Source organism: Pseudomonas saliphila (genome assembly GCF_008638345.1).
Classification (GTDB): Bacteria; Pseudomonadota; Gammaproteobacteria; order Pseudomonadales; family Pseudomonadaceae; genus Halopseudomonas; species Halopseudomonas saliphila.
In genome coordinates this window covers 1-18,655 of record NZ_VTVA01000012.1, presented here as the reverse complement: position 1 = coordinate 18,655, position 18,655 = coordinate 1, and the positions used below count along the sequence as shown (strand labels likewise).

At 59.6% G+C, this 18,655-nt stretch carries 16 protein-coding genes, 1 pseudogene and 1 riboswitch; of the genes and pseudogenes, 9 read left to right on the top strand and 8 right to left on the bottom strand.

The window, feature by feature from the left end; all coding sequences use genetic code 11:
• Positions 1 to 7: 7 nt before the first annotated feature.
• Complete coding sequence (locus FHK95_RS13415; RefSeq protein WP_150305146.1) at positions 8 to 1,192, top strand: acyl-CoA dehydrogenase; 1,185 nt, start codon at positions 8 to 10, stop codon at positions 1,190 to 1,192.
• 93 nt (positions 1,193 to 1,285) lie between these two features.
• Here FHK95_RS13415 and FHK95_RS13410 read toward each other — a convergent pair whose 3' ends face one another.
• From FHK95_RS13410 to ahcY, 5 genes and pseudogenes are all read right to left on the bottom strand, one after another.
• On the bottom strand, positions 1,286 to 2,077 hold the full coding sequence (locus FHK95_RS13410) for a universal stress protein (RefSeq protein ID WP_150305145.1): 792 nt from the start codon (positions 2,075 to 2,077) through the stop codon (positions 1,286 to 1,288).
• Positions 2,078 to 2,157: 80 nt separating this feature from the next.
• Positions 2,158 to 2,739, bottom strand: coding sequence for a DUF3617 family protein (locus FHK95_RS13405; protein ID WP_150305144.1), 582 nt, complete (start codon positions 2,737 to 2,739; stop codon positions 2,158 to 2,160).
• 537 nt (positions 2,740 to 3,276) lie between these two features.
• Positions 3,277 to 4,416 (bottom strand): annotated as a pseudogene (locus FHK95_RS13400) (DEAD/DEAH box helicase); the annotation flags it as partial.
• 185 nt (positions 4,417 to 4,601) lie between these two features.
• The gene (gene metF / locus FHK95_RS13395; RefSeq protein WP_150305142.1) at positions 4,602 to 5,450 is read right to left on the bottom strand and encodes a methylenetetrahydrofolate reductase [NAD(P)H]; all 849 of its coding nucleotides are present in this window, start codon (positions 5,448 to 5,450) and stop codon (positions 4,602 to 4,604) included.
• Between the two features lie 99 nt (positions 5,451 to 5,549).
• Positions 5,550 to 6,956 carry an adenosylhomocysteinase gene (gene ahcY / locus FHK95_RS13390; protein ID WP_150305141.1) on the bottom strand — a complete coding sequence of 469 codons (1,407 nt, stop codon included), beginning with the start codon at positions 6,954 to 6,956 and terminating at the stop codon, positions 5,550 to 5,552.
• Between the two features lie 21 nt (positions 6,957 to 6,977).
• A riboswitch (S-adenosyl-L-homocysteine riboswitch) is annotated at positions 6,978 to 7,055 on the bottom strand.
• A gap of 102 nt (positions 7,056 to 7,157) precedes the next feature.
• On the opposite strand from ahcY, the gene FHK95_RS13385 reads away from it, so the two are divergent.
• On the top strand, positions 7,158 to 7,619 hold the full coding sequence (locus FHK95_RS13385; RefSeq protein ID WP_150305140.1) for a c-type cytochrome: 462 nt from the start codon (positions 7,158 to 7,160) through the stop codon (positions 7,617 to 7,619).
• 51 nt (positions 7,620 to 7,670) lie between these two features.
• Here the strand turns inward: FHK95_RS13385 and metK are convergent, their stop codons facing one another.
• Together metK and FHK95_RS13375 are read right to left on the bottom strand one after the other, a co-directional pair.
• A complete protein-coding gene (gene metK, locus FHK95_RS13380; protein WP_150305139.1) occupies positions 7,671 to 8,861 on the bottom strand; it encodes a methionine adenosyltransferase in 1,191 nt (396 codons plus the stop codon).
• The gene (locus FHK95_RS13375) at positions 8,858 to 9,877 is read right to left on the bottom strand and encodes an ArsR/SmtB family transcription factor (RefSeq protein WP_150305138.1); all 1,020 of its coding nucleotides are present in this window, start codon (positions 9,875 to 9,877) and stop codon (positions 8,858 to 8,860) included. Before FHK95_RS13375 ends, metK begins: the two co-directional genes overlap by 4 nt.
• Before the next feature lie 209 nt (positions 9,878 to 10,086).
• Here FHK95_RS13375 and tkt point away from each other — a divergent pair, with 209 nt between their 5' ends.
• From tkt to FHK95_RS13340, 7 genes are all read left to right on the top strand, one after another.
• Complete coding sequence (tkt, locus tag FHK95_RS13370) at positions 10,087 to 12,084, top strand: transketolase (protein ID WP_150305137.1); 1,998 nt, start codon at positions 10,087 to 10,089, stop codon at positions 12,082 to 12,084.
• Between the two features lie 6 nt (positions 12,085 to 12,090).
• Positions 12,091 to 13,134, top strand: a complete 1,044-nt coding sequence (gene epd, locus FHK95_RS13365) for an erythrose-4-phosphate dehydrogenase (protein ID WP_150305136.1) — start codon at positions 12,091 to 12,093, stop codon at positions 13,132 to 13,134.
• 120 nt (positions 13,135 to 13,254) lie between these two features.
• Positions 13,255 to 14,421: a phosphoglycerate kinase gene (locus FHK95_RS13360; RefSeq protein WP_150305135.1), complete on the top strand. Its 1,167-nt coding sequence runs from the start codon at positions 13,255 to 13,257 to the stop codon at positions 14,419 to 14,421.
• A gap of 159 nt (positions 14,422 to 14,580) precedes the next feature.
• Complete coding sequence (gene fba / locus FHK95_RS13355) at positions 14,581 to 15,645, top strand: class II fructose-bisphosphate aldolase (RefSeq protein WP_150305134.1); 1,065 nt, start codon at positions 14,581 to 14,583, stop codon at positions 15,643 to 15,645.
• Positions 15,646 to 15,693: 48 nt separating this feature from the next.
• Positions 15,694 to 15,975: a hypothetical protein gene (locus tag FHK95_RS13350; RefSeq protein ID WP_150305133.1), complete on the top strand. Its 282-nt coding sequence runs from the start codon at positions 15,694 to 15,696 to the stop codon at positions 15,973 to 15,975.
• An 85-nt stretch (positions 15,976 to 16,060) separates the two neighbouring features.
• Entirely contained in the window at positions 16,061 to 16,534 is a 474-nt protein-coding gene (locus FHK95_RS13345) for a hypothetical protein (RefSeq protein ID WP_150305132.1), read from the top strand.
• A gap of 28 nt (positions 16,535 to 16,562) precedes the next feature.
• Positions 16,563 to 17,663 (top strand): PQQ-dependent sugar dehydrogenase, encoded by a 1,101-nt coding sequence (locus FHK95_RS13340; RefSeq protein ID WP_150305131.1) that lies wholly within the window; start codon positions 16,563 to 16,565, stop codon positions 17,661 to 17,663.
• A gap of 39 nt (positions 17,664 to 17,702) precedes the next feature.
• On the opposite strand, the gene FHK95_RS13335 is transcribed toward FHK95_RS13340, so the two are convergent.
• Positions 17,703 to 18,101 carry a hypothetical protein gene (locus FHK95_RS13335; protein WP_150305130.1) on the bottom strand — a complete coding sequence of 133 codons (399 nt, stop codon included), beginning with the start codon at positions 18,099 to 18,101 and terminating at the stop codon, positions 17,703 to 17,705.
• Between the last annotated feature and the right edge of the window lie 554 nt (positions 18,102 to 18,655).

Genomic DNA, 18,655 nt, shown 5'->3' with positions numbered 1-18,655 from the left:
AGTGCCCATGGCCGATTCCAAAGCAAGTTTCAACTGGAGTGATCCGCTGTTGCTTGACCAGCAGCTGACCGAAGAAGAGCGCATGGTGCGCGACTCAGCTGCTCAGTACTGCCAGCAGAAGCTGATGCCACGGGTGCTTGAATCCTTCCGTCATGAGCAGACTGATGCGGCGATTTTCCGCGAAATGGGCGAGCTTGGCCTGCTGGGCGCGACTATTCCCGAACAGTACGGCGGAAGCGGCTTGAATTATGTCAGCTACGGTCTGATTGCCCGCGAAGTGGAGCGTGTCGATTCCGGTTACCGTTCGATGATGAGTGTGCAGTCCTCTCTGGTTATGGTGCCAATTAACGAATTCGGTACCGAAGAGCAGAAGCAGAAGTATCTGCCCAAGCTGGCCAGCGGTGAGTTCATCGGCTGTTTCGGTCTGACCGAACCCAACCACGGCTCCGATCCGGGTTCCATGGTTACCCGCGCGCGCAAGGTTGAGGGTGGTTATCGTCTGAGCGGTGCGAAGATGTGGATCACCAACAGCCCGATCGCTGATGTGTTCGTTGTCTGGGCCAAGACTGAAGACGATGTGATTCGCGGCTTTATTCTTGAGAAAGGCTGGGAAGGTCTGAGCGCTCCGACGATCAAGGGCAAGGTTGGCCTGCGTACATCGATCACCGGCGAGATCGTGATGGAAGACGTGTTCGTTCCCGAAGAAAACCTGATGCCGGGTGTGACGGGTCTGAAAGGGCCGTTTACCTGTCTTAACTCCGCACGCTACGGGATTGCCTGGGGTGCGTTGGGTGCAGCGGAATTCTGCTGGCACACAGCTCGTCAGTACACCCTGGATCGTAAGCAGTTTGGTCGTCCGTTGGCGCAAACCCAGCTGGTACAGAAGAAGCTGGCTGACATGCAGACCGAAATCACCATGGCGCTGCAGGGCTGTCTGCGCCTGGGTCGCATGAAGGACGAGGGCACTGCAGCCGTCGAAATCACCTCCATCATGAAGCGCAACTCCTGCGGCAAGTCGCTGGATATCGCTCGCGTCGCTCGTGACATGCTGGGTGGTAACGGGATTTCCGACGAGTTCGGTGTGATTCGCCACGTGGTCAACCTCGAGGTAGTCAACACCTACGAAGGTACGCATGACGTGCACGCACTGATTCTGGGTCGTGCACAGACTGGGCTGCAGGCTTTTTTCTAAGCCTGATTGCGATTGAAGGCGGGGCTGAAGGGGAAACCCTTCAGCCCCGTTTTGGTATCTGTCTCATGGGCTGATGTGCCGAAGCGGAATCCGTCAGGGAACCAACAGCACCGGACAGTGACTGGCCCTGGCAACCGCTTCGGCGGTACTGCCCACCATCAATTCGGTAATAGGCGTGTTGCCCCGCTTGCCAATGATAAGCAGCGCGACCTGCTCCTGGCTGGCGAAGGAGACCAGTTTCTCCGCGGGATCACCTGAGAGCCGCCGTGACTCGACCTTCGGGTAGGTGTCGGTGAAATGCTGCAGCACCGGCTGCACACGCTCTTCAGCATGACCCTCATCGTGGGCATCCTTGACCCAGACAACGAATCCATGATCGATCCGGGCCAGCATTTTCTCGAAGGCGCGCTGAGCATTGCGTGAGGAGTCCGAGCCATCGGTCGCCAGCATCAACGGGGAGTCGTCCGGAACCCGCTCGGCATCGGCAGGTATCACCACTACCGGTACGCTGCTGACCCGGGTCAGATTCAACACTACGTTGCCAAACAGCGCAGCGCGGCCTGCCGAATGATTACGGTTTAGCGCGATGATGCCATCGGCGTGGATTTTGCGCGCTGCGGCGGCCAGTTCGGATGCAGGAAACCCGTGGCGGATCACCTGATCGACCTGGACATTGAGCTCGGTTTGCAGGCGCTTGGCGATCTTTTCCAGATGGTGGGCGATAGCCGAGTCGTTGTCCTCCAGCCGCGGACGGTTGTGCGTCTCGACCACGTGGGTCAGGCTCAATCGCTCTACGCCCAGCAGCTTGATGACGCCCGGCAGATGCTCGAATATCTTTTCCCATTTCTCGGAATAATCGACGCTCAAAATGCAGTGCTTCAGCATGGTGTCTCCTTACCAATCGTGACGGCCTGTTACGCATTCTGACTTGATGATAGCTGCTTAATTCCACTAAAGCGCGGCGTTCAGGGCGCGGCGAGCTCAGTGCAATCTGCCGAAATCCACGTGGACACCTCGGTGTGCTCTATCTTCACTGGGTCCTCGTCTCCGGCTGTCGCCGCGTGATTACTCATGCCGGAGAATGATGAGCGCATCTCCCGACTGCTGATCATTTCCAGATCGCCGTGCATCTCACCGACAAAACCATGATCGCCGGAACAGGTGCCCTGAAATGCGAGGCGCGATGGGCCGTCCTGTTCGATCTGCAGATCGCAGCCACTCATATTTTGCTGGGCTTCGGCCAGCAGTGCCTGCGGGTCGACCATCAAGGCTGCGTCTTCGGCGGTTATGCAGTCAGTTGTCGTCCTCAGGTCCTCTTCTGATTCCAGCGTCGCTGCCATCTGCGCGCGTTGCTCAGCGGGGAGTTGCGCCAGGACGGCTTCCTGCTGTTTGCGAATCTCGGCCTGGGCATCCCTGCCGTCGACCAGTGTGGTGGCGTGGCTGCGCCACAAGCCGGGCTCTGGCTGCGGGCTGATGGTCTGCGCCAGGCACGCGTTAGCCGCCACTAGCAAACCAGCACCAAGTAGAAGGCGCGGGGGGTGGGTCATCAAGCATTCCTCTGAGAAGACTGTAATCCCATCAACTATAGGTAGAGGACGCGGGGTGAGCAAAAACGGCGGGTAAATCTGCGAACGGAGCGACGGATCATGGTTCTGCAGACAGCAAAAGGCCCGGAAGAACCGGGCCTTGTGTGCAGCGCTGGTGGCGTCTTAACGACTGAACAGGGCTGGCTTTTCGCGCTGCGGACGGTTTGAACGCGGTGCGCTGTCATGCGATGCGCCGCTTGGCGGAACAGCCCGATTACCGTGAGCCTGCAGCCGTCTTTCTTCGGCTACTGCATCACGGGGTTCGTTGATGCCAGGACGGGCTGCACGCGGTTCGTTGTTCGGACGACCGCTGGTACGCGGACGATCCGAGCGCGGCTTGTCAGCGCGGGGCTTATCGGCACGCGGCTTGTCGCTGCGGCCGGGACTGCGAGCAGGTTTCTGAGCACCGTTTGCTGCGGGGCGACCACGGCCCGCACCTGGCGCAGCGCGTGGGCGCTCTGGGCGGTCGCTGTTGAGCTCGCCCTGGGCTGGAGGCTCGAAGCCCTGCAGGTCGCCTTCGTCGATGCGCTGACGGGTCATGCGTTCGATGGCCTTGAGCAGTTTTTCTTCGTCGGGGCTGACAAGTGAAACAGCGCCGCCGCTGCGTCCGGCACGACCGGTACGACCGATACGGTGAACGTAGTCTTCCGAAACGTTAGGCAGCTCGAAGTTGATGACGTGCGGCAATTGGTCGATATCCAGACCCCGCGCAGCAATATCCGTGGCAACCAGAATGCGCAGCTTGTTGGCTTTGAAATCGGCCAGGGCTTTGGTGCGAGCGCTCTGACTCTTGTTGCCATGGATGGCGGCGGATGCCAGGCCATTCTTGTCCAGGTACTCGGCCAGACGGTTAGCGCCGTGCTTGGTACGAGTAAAGATCAGCACCTGCTCCCACGCACCCTGCGTGATGAGGTGGGCTGCCAGCGCACGCTTGTGGCCGGGCGCAATGCGATACACGGTCTGCGAAATGCGCTCGACAGTGGTGTTAGGCGGCGTCACTTCGATGCGGGCCGGGCTGTTCAACAGCTTGTTGGCCAGATCAGTGATGTCCTTGGAGAACGTCGCCGAGAACAGCAGCGTCTGACGGGCAGACGGCAGCTTGGCGATGACTTTCTTCACGTCGTGGACGAAACCCATGTCGAGCATACGGTCCGCTTCGTCAAGTACCAGGATTTCGACCTTGGACAGATCAACGGCGCGCTGTCCCACCAGATCCAGCAGACGACCAGGGCAAGCGACCAGAATGTCGAGGCCCGGAGCGATAGCTTTCATTTGCGGGTTAGCGCCGACGCCGCCAAAGACACAAGCGGATTTCATTGGCAGTTCGCCGCCATAGGTCACGAAGCTCTGGTGAACCTGAGCCGCGAGTTCGCGGGTCGGCGTCAGAACCAGTACGCGCACCTGTTTAGGCACGCGGCGGACATTATTGTCGGCCTGGCCAAGCGGGAACAGCTTTTCCAGAATCGGCAGGGCGAAGCCTGCAGTCTTGCCGGTACCGGTCTGAGCAGCAACCATCAGGTCGCGGCCTTGGAGCACTGCCGGGACGGCTTGTAACTGGACGGGGGTAGGCGTGGTGTAACCGGTGGCCGCTACGGCGCGCACGAGCACGTCGGAGAGACCGAGAGAAGCAAAGGACATTCAGATAACCCTGTGATGGCCGTTTGCGGAGCGATTTGTCCGTGCGGCCGATGATGAAGGAGCGCGAGTATAACAGAATCGCGCAGGATGCGTTGAGGGGAGTGTCTGGCGGCCGTATCGGCCGCCAGAATTCGCTCCAGAATGAGAACAATTGGCTGTTTTTTAAGCCAGCTGCTGAGCGTGCTTCAGTGCCCGCGCAGGTTGCGCCACACGGCCAGACTCGGCTCGGCCTGATTCAGCGTATAGAAGTGCAGCCCGGGTGCACCGCCATCCAGCAGGCGTTCGCACATGTGGCTGATCACCTCGGTACCGAACCCGGCAATGCTGGCGCTATCGTCGCCGTAGGCTTCCAGCTGCTTGCGAATCCAGCGCGGGATTTCAGCGCCGCAGGAGTCGGAAAAACGCGCCAGCTTGGTGTAATTGGTGATCGGCATGATCCCCGGAATTACCGGGATATCCACCCCGGCCTGGCGAACCCGCTCGACGAAGTGAAAGTAGCAGTCGGCATTGAAGAAATACTGGGTAATCGCGCTATCCGCACCGGCCTTGGCCTTGCGAATGAAATTCTCCAGATCCGCTTCGAAGTGCCGTGCCTGCGGATGTGCTTCAGGGTAGGCGGCGACTTCGATAATGAAGTGATCGCCTGTTTCCTTGCGGATGAACTCGACCAGTTCGTTGGCATAACGCAGCTCGCCCGAGGCCTGCCCCATACCGGACGGCAGGTCGCCGCGCAGGGCAACGATGCGCTTGATGCCCGCATCACGGTACTGATTAAGCAGGCTGCGCAAGTCCTCTTTGGAGTCCCCCACGCACGATAGATGCGGCGCGGTCGGGATCTTTACGTCCTGATCAAGCTGCAGCACGGTATTGACCGTGCGATCGCGAGTCGAGCCACCGGCGCCGTAGGTCACCGAGAAGAACTCGGGCTTTTCTGCGGCAATTACGTGGGCTGCGGCGATCAGTTTTTCATGCCCGGCATCAGTCTTGGTCGGGAAGAACTCGAAGCTGATGGGATTATTCTGCTGTGTGGTCATGCTTTTTGTCTCACGCGCGGCAGGCGCTCAGCGAACACTGCGAGCTGTACGTGCCGGGCACGTGCAGCTCGCGGTGAAGTGCGTCACCTGTAGCTGGTTTTAGTAGCGATAGGAGTCCGGCTTGAACGGACCTTCCTGGCTCACGCCAATGTAGTCGGCCTGTGCGGGTGTCAGCTGGGTAATAACACCGCCGAAACCCTTGACCATCTCCAGTGCCACCTCTTCGTCGAGCTTCTTCGGCAGGACCATAACGGTGACGTTTTTGGTCTTTTCAACGACCGGCAGATCGGCGAATTTCTCGTTGAACAGGTGGATCTGCGCCAGTACCTGGTTGGCGAAGGAGCCATCCATGATCCGGCTAGGGTGGCCTGTGGCATTGCCCAGGTTCACCAAACGACCTTCGGCGAGCAGAATCAGGTAGTCATCGTTGGCAGTGTCGACCTGGGTGCCGGTGCGGTGGATCTTGTGCACCTGCGGCTTGACCTCTTCCCAGCCCCAGTTCTTGCGCATGAAGGCCGTGTCGATTTCGTTGTCGAAGTGACCGATGTTGCACACTACCGCGCGCTTCTTCAGTGCCTTGAGCATGGGCGCATCACACACGTTGGCATTGCCGGTGGTGGTGACGATCAGATCGATCTTGCCCAACAAGGCAGCATCAACGCAGCCGTCGGTACCGTCATTGACACCGTCCTTGTACGGGGAGACCAGCTCGAAACCGTCCATGCACGCCTGCATGGCGCAGATGGGGTCGACTTCACTGATCTTGACGATCATGCCTTCCTGACGCAGCGAGGCAGCCGAGCCCTTGCCCACATCACCGTAGCCGATGACCAGCGCCTGCTTGCCCGACAGCAGGTGGTCGGTAGCGCGCTTGATGGCATCGTTCAGGCTGTGACGGCAGCCGTACTTGTTGTCGTTCTTGCTCTTGGTTACCGAATCATTGACGTTGATCGCCGGGATCTTCAGGGTGCCCTTTTTCAACATGTCCTGCAGACGGTGTACGCCGGTAGTGGTTTCCTCGGTCACGCCGTGAACACCTTCCAGCACCTGCGGATACTTGTCATGCAGCAGCTGGGTCAGGTCACCGCCATCGTCGAGCACCATGTTGGCGTCCCAGGGCTTGCCGTCCTTGAGGATGGTCTGCTCCAGACACCACTCATATTCGTCGTCCGTTTCGCCCTTCCAGGCGAAAACCGGAACGCCGGCGGCGGCAATGGCTGCGGCAGCCTGGTCCTGGGTGGAGAAGATGTTGCACGAGGACCAGCGCACTTCGGCACCCAGGTTGGTCAGCGTCTCGATCAACACCGCGGTCTGGATGGTCATGTGAATGCAGCCCAGGATCTTGGCACCCTTGAGCGGCTGTTCGCCAGCGTACTTGGTGCGCAAGGCCAGCAGAGCCGGCATTTCCGACTCGGCGATGATGATCTCGCGGCGGCCCCAATCGGCCAGGCTGATATCGGCTACCTTATAGTCATTGAATTCTGTGTCGTTCATTACTGCACTCATGCGGGTACTCCATTCGTGTTCGGCGAATGGGCGCGGTTGTCGTTCGCGACACTCTCCGAGCCTGACGGTCATCTGACCGCTGCAGCGCCCCTCGGAGGGTCAATTCGGTTGGCCGGGGACATCTAGTGCAACAGCGTCCCCTTGGCCTGATTGGCGGGAGCGGTGATACTTGCGCCCGTCATGTAAAGTCGGAATGAAACGATGCCAGCTGTTCCAATCTTCAAATTATTCGTACCTGTTGCGCTGTCCCTTGCCCTTGTCGGCTGTGCCGACGAAGTCGATCCCGATTCCCCGGAGGGCAAGCGCCAGGCCCTATTCAAACAAATGCTCCATCACAGCGAGCCCATGGGCGGCATGTTCAGCGACCGCCTGGCCTACGATGGCGAAGCCTTTGCCGAACATGCGCGGCAACTCGATGCCTTGTCTGACGCGCCCTGGGAGCACTTCCCCGAGCCCGGCGAGTCAACCCAGCCAACCGACGCGCTGCCGGAAATCTGGTCCGAGCCGCTGGCGTTCTCGCTGCGTATCGATGATTTCCAGAACGCCTCCGCGATGCTCGCGGCGGCGGTCAAGGACGGTGCCGAGGATCCGGAAGCCGTGCGCGACCCGCTGCGCGCCGTTCAACAATCATGTAAATCCTGTCACGACGATTTCCGGCGTTAAGTAAGGGCGGCCGTTGCTCGCTACGTTTTGCAGCGGCTCCCTGATCCTGTCTTAAAGCCCTGCTTCAGCCTTGAGTGTTTCTGCCAGATCTGTCTTCTCCCAGGGGAAGGCAGTGAAGGTGTCGCCCTTGACGGTCATTTCTACCGGCGTACGGCCGAAGTGACCGTAGGCGGCGGTGGCGCGGTACATCGGATGCAGCAGATCCAGCACGCGGGTAATCGCATAGGGCCGCAGGTCGAAATGCGCGCGGACCAGCTGGACGATCTTGTCATCGCTGATCTTGCCGGTGCCGAAGGTGTTGATCGAGACCGAGGTCGGCTGCGCTACGCCGATGGCGTAGGACACCTGGATTTCGCAGCGATCAGCCAGACCGGCGGCAACGATGTTCTTGGCAACATAACGGCCTGCGTACGCAGCGCTGCGGTCGACCTTGGACGGGTCCTTGCCGGAAAACGCACCGCCACCGTGGCGCGCCATGCCGCCGTAGGTGTCGACAATAATCTTGCGGCCAGTCAGGCCGCAGTCGCCAACCGGACCACCAATGACAAACTTGCCGGTCGGATTGATGTGGTACTGGGTGTCGGCATGTAGCAGCTCGGCCGGAATCACATGTTTGACGATGGTTTCCATGACCGCTTCGCGCAGATCAGGCTGGCTGATCTCGGGATTGTGCTGGGTCGATAATACGATGGCGTCGATGCCGACCACCTTGCCGTTGTCATAGCGGCAGGTCACCTGGGATTTGGCATCGGGGCGCAACCAGTTCAGCGTGCCGTTCTTGCGCACTTCCGCCTGACGCTCAACCAGACGGTGAGCAAAGGTCACTGGTGCGGGCATCAGCACGTCGGTTTCGTTACTGGCGTAGCCGAACATCAAACCTTGATCGCCGGCGCCCTGGTCTTCAGGCTTCTGGCGGTCAACACCCTGGGCAATATCGGGTGACTGCTTGCCGATGATATTGATCACGCCGCAGGTATCCGCGTCGTAACCGACCTCGGAGGACGTGTAACCAACGTCCTTGATCACGCCGCGGACCAGGTCTTCCAGGTCAACCCAGGCGCTGGTGGTGATTTCACCACCGACGATCGCCACACCGGTCTTGACCATGGTTTCGCAGGCCACCCGGGCGTATTTGTCTTCGCTGATGATGGCATCGAGCACGGCGTCGGAGATCTGATCGGCCAGCTTGTCCGGATGGCCTTCTGAGACGGATTCAGAGGTGAAAATCGAGTAGTCGCTCATGGCGCAGTCCTTGGGTTGACGTTGTTGTTCAAAAAATCGGGTTTGGTAAATTGCTGTACCTGAAGCTGGAAGCCATTACGCAGACCAATGTACAGATTGGCGCCTGGCTCCAGCCCGGCATCGGCGGCCCAGCGATTCAGGTCTTCCTGATCGAAGCCGAACCACAGGTCGCCGCAGGTTTCACGGACCCAGCTCTGGTCATGCCTGCATAGCTCGGTCAGTACCAGACTGCCGCCGGGCTTGAGCAGCGCTGCAAAAGAGCGCAACGCATCGGCCGGCGCAGGCAGATGGTGCAAAACCATATTGCTGACCAGGCAATCAGCAGGTGGCAGCGTTTGGGGTTCCAGTACATCAGCCAGCAGACATTCGACGTTATCCAGTCCCGCATCGGCGCATTGCTGTCGGGCGCGTTCAAGCATGGCCGGGGCGTTATCCAGGCCAAGCACGCGCTCGAAACGACTCGACAGGTCAGGCAGGAAGCCGCCTTCTCCGGGGCCGACTTCTATGGCCAGTGCGCGAGCCGGCAGCTGCAGGCTATCGATCAGGCTCAACAGCGGCTCACGGTACATGCCGAAATGGGCAATCAGATCCTGCTGCGCTGGTGTGCCATCGGCGAAGCGGGCAAAGAACTGACGCGATACTTCTGCGCGCTGTCTATGCACTGCTGCGATGGCGGCGTCCAGCTGACCGTCCAGAGTCAGCGCATCAAGCCCGCACAGCAGCTGCTCATGCACCGCGCACCATGGGCTGTCCGCTGCGGGCAGGCTACGCCGATAAAAAATCGAGTTGCCTTCGCGTCGCGTACTGACCAGTCGGGCACTGGCGAGCACCTTCAAATGGTGACTCATGCCGGATTGGCGCATGTCGAAAATCTGCGCCAGCTCGAGTACACCGAAGGAATCGTTGCGCAGCACGCGGAGAATATCCAGGCGCAGCACATCGCCGGTTGCCTTGCACAAGGCGGCCAGGGATTCAGTCGGACTGTCGGGTACAGCGAGTCGGGCAATCTGGTTCATAGGGGCGCAGTGTAGTAGCGGTTCGGGGATAGTGCAATTGCTATATCAAAAGTTTTTGATATAGGTCCATAAGCCGCCGTAGATCAGTCGACGCCGTCCTTTTCGGTGTTTTCGTTGCCGGCACGCCCGGTTTGCGCGAAAATGCGCGGCTCAATTACTGGTCGTGCCATTCGGCCATCTCTTCGTTATGCAAGCCACAGGAGTTTTCCATGCCCAGCCGTCGTGAACGAGCCAATGCCATTCGTGCCCTCAGCATGGATGCTGTGCAGAAAGCCAACAGCGGCCATCCTGGTGCCCCGATGGGCATGGCGGACATAGCCGAGGTGCTATGGCGCGACTACATGAAACACAATCCGGCCAATCCAGGCTGGGCAGACCGTGACCGCTTTGTACTGTCCAACGGCCACGGCTCGATGCTGATTTACTCGCTGCTGCACCTGACGGGCTATGACCTGTCGATCGACGACCTGAAAAACTTCCGCCAACTGCACAGCAAAACGCCGGGTCACCCCGAATACGGTTACACCCCGGGCATTGAAACCACCACCGGTCCGCTAGGGCAGGGCTTGGCCAATGCGGTGGGTTTTGCGCTGGCAGAAAAGATCATGGCTGCGCAGTTCAATCAGCCCGGCCACGCCATTGTCGACCACAACACCTATGTGTTCATGGGTGATGGCTGTTTGATGGAAGGGATCTCCCACGAAGTCTGCTCGCTGGCCGGCACGCTCGGGCTGAACAAGCTGATCGGCTTCTATGACGACAACGGCATCTCGATTGACGGCGAAGTGCACGGCTGGTTCACTGACGATACGCCCAAGCGTTTCGAGTCCTATGGCTGGCAGGTTATCCGCAACGTCGATGGGCATGATGCCGATGAAATTCGTACTGCGATCGAAACCGCGCGCAAGGGTGACAAGCCCACCTTGATCTGCTGCAAGACCATCATCGGCTTCGGTTCACCCAACAAGCAGGGTAAGGAGTCCTCCCACGGCGCTGCACTGGGCGACGATGAAATCGCGCTGACCCGCGAAAAGCTGGGCTGGAAACATGGACCCTTCGAAGTCCCTGCAGATATCTATGCCGAGTGGGATGCGCGGCAAGCCGGGGCCAAAGCTGAAGCCGAGTGGGACCAGCGCTTTGCTGCCTATCAGGCAGAGTTCCCCTCGCTGGCGACCGAATTTACCCGGCGTATGGCGGGCGAATTGCCGGCTGACTTCGAGCAGCAGGCGTCGGCGTTTATCCGCGACGTGGCAACCAAGGGCGAGACCATCGCCAGCCGCAAAGCCAGCCAGAACTGCCTGAACGCCTTCGGTCCGCTATTGCCCGAACTGCTTGGCGGCTCGGCGGATCTCGCCGGCTCCAACCTGACTCTCTGGAAAGGCGCCAAGCCCGTCGTGAAGGAAGACGCCTCTGGCAACTACATGTACTACGGTGTGCGCGAGTTCGGCATGAGCGCCATCATGAACGGTGTGGCACTGCATGGCGGTCTGGTGCCCTACGGCGCGACCTTCCTGATGTTCATGGAATATGCGCGCAATGCGGTCCGCATGTCAGCCTTGATGGGCGCGCGGGTGCTTTACGTGTTCACCCACGACTCGATTGGTCTGGGTGAAGATGGCCCGACGCACCAGCCGGTGGAACAGCTGACCAGCCTGCGCTCTACGCCCAATCTGGATACCTGGCGCCCGGCGGATACCGTTGAATCGGCGGTCGCCTGGAAATTCGCGGTGCAGCGCAAGAATGGCCCCAGTGCATTGATATTCTCGCGCCAGAATTTGCCGTACCACATCCGCGACAACGAGACTGAGTCCTCTATCGCCCGCGGTGGCTATATCCTCAAGGGCTGCGAAGGCGAGCCGGAACTGATCCTGATCGCCACCGGCTCCGAAGTAGGTCTGGCGGTGCAGGCGTACGAGGAATTGACCAAGCGCGGCCACAAGATCCGCGTGGTTTCCATGCCTTGTACCAGCGTGTTCGACCAGCAGGACGCCGAGTACCGGCAGAAGGTACTGCCGCTGGAAGTCGGCGCGCGGATCGCCATCGAAGCCGGTCATGGCGACTTCTGGTACAAGTACGTGGGTCTCGACGGTCGGGTCATCGGCATCAATACCTTCGGCGAGTCGGCACCGGCGGCTGCGTTGTTCGAGGAATTCGGCTTTACGGTGGAGAACATCCTGCTGGCGGCTGACGAACTGCTGGAAGACTAAGGGCGCATGTCCGCCTCAACGCCTTACCGTATAGCCATCAACGGCTACGGCCGGATCGGTCGCTGCGTTCTACGTGCTCTGCACGAGCGCGGCGACAGCGGCATGCAGATCGTCGCGCTGAATGATCTGGCGGATCAGGCCAGCATCGAATATCTGACGCGCTTCGATTCCACCCACGGCCGGTTTCCCGGTGAAGTGCGGGTCGAGGACGATTGCCTGCACATCAATGGCCAGTGCGTGAAGGTGCTGTGCGCCGAGCGGCCGGAAGATATCGACTGGGCAGCGCTGGAAATCGATCTGTTGGTGGAGTGTTCGGGGCAGTACACCGAACGCGCCGATGCCGAGCGTTTCCTGCGTGCAGGTGCGCCGCGGGCGCTGTTCTCGCAGCCGATGGCAAACGCCGAAGCAGTCGATGCGACGCTGGTATATGGCGTCAATCACCAGCAGTTGAATGGCGACATGCAGCTGGTGTCCAACGCCTCCTGCACGACCAATTGCAGCGTACCGGTGCTCAAGTTGCTCAACGAGCAGATCGGCCTCGAATTCGGCTCCATCACCACTATCCATTCAGCGATGAATGATCAGCCGGTGATCGATGCCTATCATCACAACGATTTACGTCGCACCCGCTCGGCCTTCCAGTCGATGATTCCGGTATCGACCGGTCTGGCGCGGGGCATAGAACGCCTGTTACCAGAGCTGACCGGGCGGGTGCAGGCCAAGGCGATTCGCGTGCCGACCCTCAACGTGTCAGCGTTGGATATCACGCTGCACATGTCCCGCGATACCACCGCTGAAGAGGTTAATGGTCTGTTGCGCAGCGCAGCGGCCGGCTCGCTCAAGGGGCTGCTCGACTATACCGAGTTGCCGCATGCCAGCTGTGATTTCAACCATGATCCGCACTCTGCGGTGGTGGATGGCAGCCAGACCCGGGTGTCGGGTCCACGAATGGTCAACCTGCTGGTCTGGTTCGATAACGAGTGGGGCTTTGCCAACCGCATGCTGGATGTGGCCGGTTATTGGTTGAGGACGCTCCCCAGGGGAACTTGAGAGCGCATTCAGGGTCCGGATACAGCGGCCCGCAGAAAGCGGGTTGGTATCCATTTCAGAGTATGCCGGTCAGCCCATCCAGGGATTGCGGTTGTTCACTTATTCAACAAGGAGCCACACATGAGCGTTTTGACCATGAGCGAGCTGGACCTGAAGGACCAGCGAGTATTGATCCGTGAAGATCTCAACGTGCCGGTCAAGGAAGGTCGTATCAAGAGTGATGCGCGCATTCAGGCAGCCCTGCCGACGATCCGGCTGGCGCTGGAAAAAGGCGCCGCGGTCATGGTCTGCTCACACCTGGGTCGCCCGGAAGAGGGCGTGTTCAGTGAAGAAAACAGTCTTGCACCAGTGGCTGAAAACCTGAGCAAGGCGCTGGGCCGTGACGTGCCGCTGGTGCGTGATTATCTGGCTGGCGTTCAGGTCGAGCCGGGCAGTGTGGTGCTGCTGGAGAATGTACGCTTCAACAAGGGCGAGAAGAAGAACGACGACGAACTGGCGCAGGCCTATGCCGCGCTGTGTGATGTCTTCGTGATGGACGCCTTTGGCACGGCTCACCGCGCTCAGGGTTCAACCCATGGCGTAGCCAAGTTCGCGCCTGTGGTCTGCGCGGGCCCGCTGCTGTCCGCCGAACTGAAGGCGCTGGCCAAGGCGCTGCTCGAGCCCGCCCGCCCGATGGTGGCTATCGTCGCCGGGTCCAAGGTATCCACCAAGCTGGACGTCCTCACCGCCCTGTCCGATAAGTGTGATCAACTGATCGTCGGCGGCGGTATTGCCAATACCTTCCTCGCGGCGGCCGGTTACCCGGTGGGCAAGTCGCTGTACGAAGCTGATCTGCTGGACACTGCCAAGGCGATTGCCGCCAAGGTCAGCGTTCCGCTGCCGGTGGACGTGGTGGTTGCCAAGACCTTCGCCGAAGATGCCGAAGCCACGATCAAGGCCGTTGAGGATGTTGCCGAAGACGACATGATTCTGGATATCGGTCCGAAGACGGCGGCGCAGTTTGCTGAGCTGCTCAAGTCCTCTGGCACCATCCTGTGGAACGGCCCTGTCGGCGTGTTCGAGTTCGATCAGTTTGGCGAGGGCACCCGCGTGCTGGCCAAGGCCATTGCCGAAAGCCCGGCGTTCTCCATCGCCGGCGGTGGTGACACCCTGGCGGCAATCGACAAGTACGACGTCGCGAAACAGATTTCCTACATCTCTACCGGTGGCGGCGCCTTCCTCGAGTTTGTCGAAGGCAAGACTCTGCCTGCCGTGGAAATCCTCGAACAGCGCAAGGTCAAGGTCTGATCGCCGACCGCCGGGGCAGCAGACTGACGACAGTCTTCTTCCGCCGAACGCAGGTTCGGTGTCGCGCCCTGCACCCTGTGCGCCAGTAACTTGCAGCCTGCTGCCCTCTGCGGCAGGCTAGCCAACAGAATTTTGATAATTACTTACCGGAGATAACAGATGGCTCTTATCAGCATGCGTCAGATGCTCGACCACGCCGCCGAATACGGCTATGGCGTGCCAGCATTCAACGTCAACAACCTGGAACAGATGCGCGCGATCCTGGAAGCGGCAAGCAAGACCGATTCGCCGGTTATCGTTCAGGCGTCAGCCGGTGCGCGCAAGTACGCCGGTGCACCCTTCCTGCGTCACCTGATTCTCGCTGCAATTGAAGAGTTTCCGCATATCCCGGTGTGTATGCACCAGGATCACGGCACCAGCCCGGCTGTATGCCAGCGCTCGATCCAGCTTGGGTTCTCGTCAGTCATGATGGACGGCTCGCTGGGCGAAGACGGCAAGACACCGATGGATTACGACTACAACGTCAACGTCACCCGCCGGACCGTGGACATGGCCCATTCCTGCGGCGTGTCTGTTGAGGGCGAGCTGGGTTGTCTGGGTAGCCTGGAAACCGGGCAGGCCGGCGAGGAAGACGGCATCGGTGCCGAAGGCACCCTGGATCTGGAACAGATGCTTACCGATCCGGAAGAGGCCGCTGATTTTGTAAAGCAAACCCACGTTGATGCGCTGGCCATCGCCATCGGCACCAGCCACGGCGCGTACAAGTTTACCCGTCCGCCGACAGGCGACATCCTCGCCATCGACCGCATCAAGGCGATCCACGCCCGTATTCCCAATACGCACCTGGTGATGCACGGTTCGTCTTCGGTGCCTCAGGAATGGCTGCAGATCATCAATGAGTTCGGCGGCAACATCCCCGAAACCTATGGTGTGCCGGTCGAGGAAATCGTCGAAGGTATTCGTTACGGCGTGCGCAAGGTGAACATCGATACCGACCTGCGCCTGGCGTCCACTGGCGCGGTTCGCCGCTTCCTGGCCGAGAATCCGAGCGAATTCGATCCGCGTAAATTCCTCGCCAAGACAGTCGACGCGATGCGTGACATCTGCATCGATCGTTATGAGGCATTCGGCACCGCGGGCAATGCGTCGAAGATCAAGCCGATCTCCCTCGACGACATGCATCAGCGCTACCTCAGCGGTGAGCTGGATCCGAAGATCAACTGACAGCACGGCGGGGGCACAATGTTGCCCCCGCCGTGTTTGGAGGCACCCATGGACAATATCGATGATGACCGCCTGGACGACGATAGTGATGAAGCTATCGCCCGTGCGGGGCTGCGCGAAGCAATCGAGAACCAACTGGCCGATAACAAACCTGAAGCTGCTCAGGCAACCCTGAACAAGCTGATGCTTGTCGGTTACAGCCGTGAGGACAGTATCGATCTCATGGCCCATGTGTTGGCCTTCCAGATTGGTGAGATGTTCATCGACGACAAACCTTTTGACAATGAGGCCTATGAACAGGCCTTGCGGAATCTGCCGGATCTACCCTAGGGGCCAAGCAGGCCCTGACCTTCGACGGACCGGTATGTGCCGTCCACTGCCACGAGGCGTGACGGTTTTAGACAGGAAGGAAGACATGTCACTGATTTCGGTAATGCGGGTACTTCTGTTTTTTGTTCTGGCGGTGGTGGTAGCAGTGATATTGGCTACGCTGGTACAAACCCAGTTCAACCTCTATGAGCTGCAAAAACTCGGTATGGAGATCCTGCCCGCGGATCGCATCGACTCCAGTCTCAAGGATCTGGTCAATTTTTCCCCGCTGATGGCTATCCTGGTCGTGGCGACTTTCATTTTTGCGCTGCCAGCGGCGGAAGGCATCGCCCGGATTCTCAAGCCCTGGCGCCTGGTTGTATATTTCCTCGCCGGTGCGGTCGGTATCTGGGTCGCCTTTCAAGCGGTCGATTGGTACGCGCCGCCTCCGGTATTCCTTGCGGTGACACGTGAATTACCGGGCACGCTTTCCATGATGGCAGCCGTCGGTATCGGCAGTGGTCTGTTTGGCCGGCTGGTGCGGCCACGATCGCGTCGGGGCCTGCGGGTGCTGGGCTAATGAGTGCGAATCCACGGAGAACGATGCCATGATCAATAAGAGCAAGTTTCTGGTAGCAGCGGTTGCGCTGGCTGCTTCGCTGGGTACGCAGGCTGCGGATTACGAGATCGAGATTGTTGCGCGGAACCTCGAACACCCCTGGTCGCTGGCGTTTCTGCCTGACGGGCGCATGCTGGTTACCGAGCGCGCAGGCCGACTGCGCGTGATCGAAGCTGACGGCACGCTGCGTGAAGAGCCGGTCGCGGGCGTTCCCGAGGTCTTCGTGCAGAGCCAGGCAGGCCTGTTTGAAGTGGCACTGGACCCGGAATACGCGTCCACTGGTCGATTGTTTCTCAGTTATGCCTGCGGCACCGAAGCGGCCAACAACACCTGTCTTATCAGTGCCCGTCTGGAAGACAACAGTCTGGTAGAGGTGAAGGAAATCTTCCGCGCACAGCCCGCCAAACGCGGCGGTGCGCACTACGGTGGCCGGATTGCTTTCCTGCCGGATAACACTCTGGTGCTAGGGCTAGGCGATGCGTTCATTCACCGTGAAGAGGCGCAGAATCCGGCCAACCATCTGGGCTCGACCGTGCGTATCAATCGCGACGGTACAGTGCCGGATGACAATCCCTTCGTCGATACTCCAAATGCCGCGCCCGAGTTGTATACCCTGGGTAATCGGAACGTGCAGGGTCTGGTGTATGACACGGCCAACCAAAGGTTGATCGGCCACGAGCACGGCGCCAAGGGCGGCGATGAAATCAATCTGCTGGAAGCTGGCAAAAACTATGGCTGGCCGAAAATTACCTACGGCGTCGACTATAGCGGCGCAGTGATCAGCCCCTATACCGAGGCCGAAGGCCTGGAGCAGCCTGTTCTGCACTGGACGCCCTCCATAGCCCCTGCCGGCTTGTCGCTGTACAACGGCGATATGTTTCCGGAATGGAACGGTAGTTTGCTGGTCTCGGCACTCGCTGCCAGGCAGGTGCGTAGAGTGGTGCTGAATGGAGCAGAAGAGGTGGCTCAGGAGCCCTTGTTCATGGAGCTCAACGAGCGCCTGCGCGATGTTCGCACTGCCGCGGACGGCTCGATCTATCTGCTGACAGATGATCCGGAAGGCAAGGTTCTGCGAATCTACCGCGACTAGTGCTGGTCTGGCGCAGCATGCTCGCTGCGCCAGGGTGGCCTATTGGACTGAGCTTTTCGCCAGCGCGACGACGGAAGGTTGCAGGGTCAGTTGGCCAGGGTGTGCTTTGATCTGGGCCAGCTCGGCCGTTTGGTCTATCAGTTGATCGCGCAAGGCCGCCTCGTTTTGTTGCAATCCTCCGACCAGCTCCCGCATGGTACTCAATGCAGATATCGCAGAACTCTGGTTCCGCATGTTCTGATGCTTGAGTCGCAGGCAAAGCCAAGCAAGAAGTATCACCAATAGCGACAGTCCCGCGCTGATCAACACAAATGGGTTGCCCAGCTGTAAGAATTCAGCCGACGCAGGATTAACCATGGAGTCAGCGTTGCCCGCTGAAGGTAGGCAGGAAAGCACCAGTGCAAAACATATCCAGCTACGCGGTTTGTTGCTTTCCATAGCGATTCCTTATTATTCCTTGGCTTCAATTTCCAGCGCTCTGCGTCCAACTATATGGGCATAGTGCTATCACTTCAACCGCTGAAATGTTCCAGATACGCAGCCCGGCTACGTGGTCCTGGGAGGTAGCGCGCCTGAGCTACGCCAAACCTTAACCACGTCAGAGCCCGCCGGCGGACACCGCCATCAACTCTCTGGCGTTTTAAATCGGCGTCACTCTGATGCGAGATCAAGTCCGCCGGCTGACAGGGTGGAGCAGGTGTTGAAAACAGGGATGATTTCGTCAAGCCCCCATGGATGGGTTCACGGCGTCCTGCGCCATCCTGACGGGCGGCGGGCGACTAGCCGGAGGTAACAGGGCAGCAATGTCGAGTGGCAAGTTCGAAGTCAGCTTGCGCGAGGCGACAGGGCTGCGATGGCACGCTGCAAGTACGTCCCTGTAAGCTCGGCGATGACATCCATGTCATCGGACGGTCATCGCAACCCTGTCGCCTCGCTCCGCCATGGAGATTCGAGTTGCCGGGCAGGAACCCTACAAAACGGTTTTGAACGCT

What these genes read in the sequence shown, in the direction of transcription:
- tkt (WP_150305137.1), top strand. Translation starts at nt 10,087, where the DNA reads ATGCCCAGCCGTCGTGAACGAGCCAATGCCATTCGTGCCCTCAGCATG.
- FHK95_RS13375 (WP_150305138.1), bottom strand. Translation starts at nt 9,877, where the DNA reads ATGAACCAGATTGCCCGACTCGCTGTACCCGACAGTCCGACTGAATCC.
- epd (WP_150305136.1), top strand. Translation starts at nt 12,091, where the DNA reads ATGTCCGCCTCAACGCCTTACCGTATAGCCATCAACGGCTACGGCCGG.
- metK (WP_150305139.1), bottom strand. Translation starts at nt 8,861, where the DNA reads ATGAGCGACTACTCGATTTTCACCTCTGAATCCGTCTCAGAAGGCCAT.
- FHK95_RS13360 (WP_150305135.1), top strand. Translation starts at nt 13,255, where the DNA reads ATGAGCGTTTTGACCATGAGCGAGCTGGACCTGAAGGACCAGCGAGTA.
- FHK95_RS13350 (WP_150305133.1), top strand. Translation starts at nt 15,694, where the DNA reads ATGGACAATATCGATGATGACCGCCTGGACGACGATAGTGATGAAGCT.
- metF (WP_150305142.1), bottom strand. Translation starts at nt 5,450, where the DNA reads ATGACCACACAGCAGAATAATCCCATCAGCTTCGAGTTCTTCCCGACC.
- FHK95_RS13405 (WP_150305144.1), bottom strand. Translation starts at nt 2,739, where the DNA reads ATGACCCACCCCCCGCGCCTTCTACTTGGTGCTGGTTTGCTAGTGGCG.
- FHK95_RS13335 (WP_150305130.1), bottom strand. Translation starts at nt 18,101, where the DNA reads ATGGAAAGCAACAAACCGCGTAGCTGGATATGTTTTGCACTGGTGCTT.
- FHK95_RS13345 (WP_150305132.1), top strand. Translation starts at nt 16,061, where the DNA reads ATGTCACTGATTTCGGTAATGCGGGTACTTCTGTTTTTTGTTCTGGCG.
- FHK95_RS13415 (WP_150305146.1), top strand. Translation starts at nt 8, where the DNA reads ATGGCCGATTCCAAAGCAAGTTTCAACTGGAGTGATCCGCTGTTGCTT.
- FHK95_RS13385 (WP_150305140.1), top strand. Translation starts at nt 7,158, where the DNA reads ATGCCAGCTGTTCCAATCTTCAAATTATTCGTACCTGTTGCGCTGTCC.
- ahcY (WP_150305141.1), bottom strand. Translation starts at nt 6,956, where the DNA reads ATGAGTGCAGTAATGAACGACACAGAATTCAATGACTATAAGGTAGCC.
- FHK95_RS13340 (WP_150305131.1), top strand. Translation starts at nt 16,563, where the DNA reads ATGATCAATAAGAGCAAGTTTCTGGTAGCAGCGGTTGCGCTGGCTGCT.
- fba (WP_150305134.1), top strand. Translation starts at nt 14,581, where the DNA reads ATGGCTCTTATCAGCATGCGTCAGATGCTCGACCACGCCGCCGAATAC.
- FHK95_RS13410 (WP_150305145.1), bottom strand. Translation starts at nt 2,077, where the DNA reads ATGCTGAAGCACTGCATTTTGAGCGTCGATTATTCCGAGAAATGGGAA.